2 protein-coding genes are annotated in these 1,816 nt (G+C 66.6%); both read left to right on the forward strand.

Translation table 11 applies throughout. The annotated features are described in order from the left end of the window. A partial coding sequence (locus EOA33_RS34530) for a hydantoinase/oxoprolinase family protein (RefSeq protein ID WP_145989477.1) occupies positions 1-1,476 on the forward strand: 1,476 nt, incomplete at its 5' end. Further along, the coding region (locus tag EOA33_RS34535) for a hydantoinase B/oxoprolinase family protein (protein ID WP_145989478.1) at positions 1,473-1,816 on the forward strand (344 nt) is incomplete at its 3' end. The genes EOA33_RS34530 and EOA33_RS34535, both read left to right, overlap by 4 nt.

A 1,816-nucleotide genomic window follows, 5' to 3' on the forward strand; every position in this document is an offset into this window, starting at 1 on the left:
AACACGGTCTGCGCCAACGCCTATGTGCGGCCGCAGATGGCCGACTACCTCGCCCGCCTGCAGATCCGCCTGAAGGAGATGGGCGCCGACTGCCCGGTGTTCATGATCCATTCGGGCGGCGGCCTGATCTCAGTGGAGACCGCCTCGGAATTCCCGGTGCGGCTGGTCGAATCCGGACCGGCCGGCGGCGCCATCTTCGCGGCCGACATCGCAAGGCGCTTCGGCCTGGAAGAGGTCGTCTCCTACGACATGGGCGGCACCACCGCCAAGATCTGCCTGATCGAGGACTATGCGCCGCGCACGGCAAGGACCTTCGAGGTGGCGCGCACCTACCGCTTCTGCAAGGGATCGGGCATGCCGATCTCTATTCCCGTGATCGAGATGATCGAGATCGGTGCCGGCGGCGGCTCCATCGCCTGGGTCGACGCCATGGGCCGCATCCAGACCGGGCCCGAAAGCGCCGGATCGGAGCCAGGTCCGGCCTGCTACGGCCGCGGCGGCAAGCGTCCGGCGATCACCGACGCCGACCTTGTGCTCGGCAAGCTCGATCCTGACAATTTCGCCGGCGGCGCGATCAAGCTCGATACCTCTGCCTCCGAGCAGGCGATCCTGCGCGTCGGCGAGCGGCTGTCACTCAACGCGATGTCGACCGCCTTCGGCATCTGCGAAGTGGTGGACGAGAACATGGCCAATGCCGCCCGCGTCCATGCCGTCGAAAACGGCAAGAACATCTCCGACAATCTGATGATCGCCTTCGGCGGCGCCGCGCCCCTCCACGCGGCAAGGCTGTGCGAGAAGCTCGGCATCGACCAGTGCATCGTCCCCAAGGGCGCCGGCGTCGGGTCGGCGATCGGTTTCCTGAAGGCGCCATTCGGCTACGAGGCGCTGGCCTCTAAGCTGACGCGGCTGTCGCGGTTCACGCCTTCCGAGGTCAACGCCCTGCTCGCCGATCTCAAGGCGTCGGCCGAGGGCTTCGTGCGAACCGGCGCCAGCGGCAGGATCGCCTGCGAGATCACCGCCTTCATGCGCTACGCCGGCCAGGGCTGGGAAATTCCCGTGGCGCTGGCGGACGAGCCGTTCGGCGACGATGCCGTAGCAAGGCTGAAGGAGCTGTTCGAGACGAACTACCAGCGCTTCTTCGGCCGCGCCATCGAGGGGCTCGACGGGCTGGAGATCGAGATCGTCACCTGGTCGGTCAAGGCGACGGATGTTCGCCCGGCCGTCGCCAGGCATGAACTTACCGCCGGCAAGCGGTCGAGTGAAGCAGTCACCACCCGGGCTGTCTTCGATCCGGCGAGCGGCGCGCCGCAGACCTATGGCATCATCGACCGTGAGACGCTTTGCGCCGGCGATCGCGTGGCCGGGCCGGCGGTCATCGTCGAGCGCGAGACCTCCACCGTCATCACCACCAGCTTCGATGCCGTCATCCAGAGCGACGGCGCGATCCTTCTCATCCGCAAAGGCAGCCAGGCATGAGCGACATTGGCGAAATCCGCATGCAGGTGATGTGGAACCGGTTGATCTCGGTGGTCGAGGAGCAGGCGCTTACCCTACTTCGCACCGCTTTTTCGACCTCGGTGCGCGAGTCCGGCGACCTGTCGGCGGGCGTGTTCGACCCGCGCGGCCAGATGCTGGCGCAGGCGGTCACCGGCACGCCTGGCCACGTCAACACCATGGCCGAGGCCGTGCTGCATTTCATGAACGCGATCCCGCGCGAGGAGATGTTCGAGGGCGACACCTACGTCACCAACGATCCCTGGCAGGGCACCGGCCATCTGCACGACATCACCATGGTGTCGCCGTCGTTCCTGAATGG

Origin of the sequence: Mesorhizobium sp. M4A.F.Ca.ET.050.02.1.1 (assembly GCF_003997725.1) — a bacterium.
Taxonomy (GTDB): Bacteria; Pseudomonadota; Alphaproteobacteria; order Rhizobiales; family Rhizobiaceae; genus Mesorhizobium.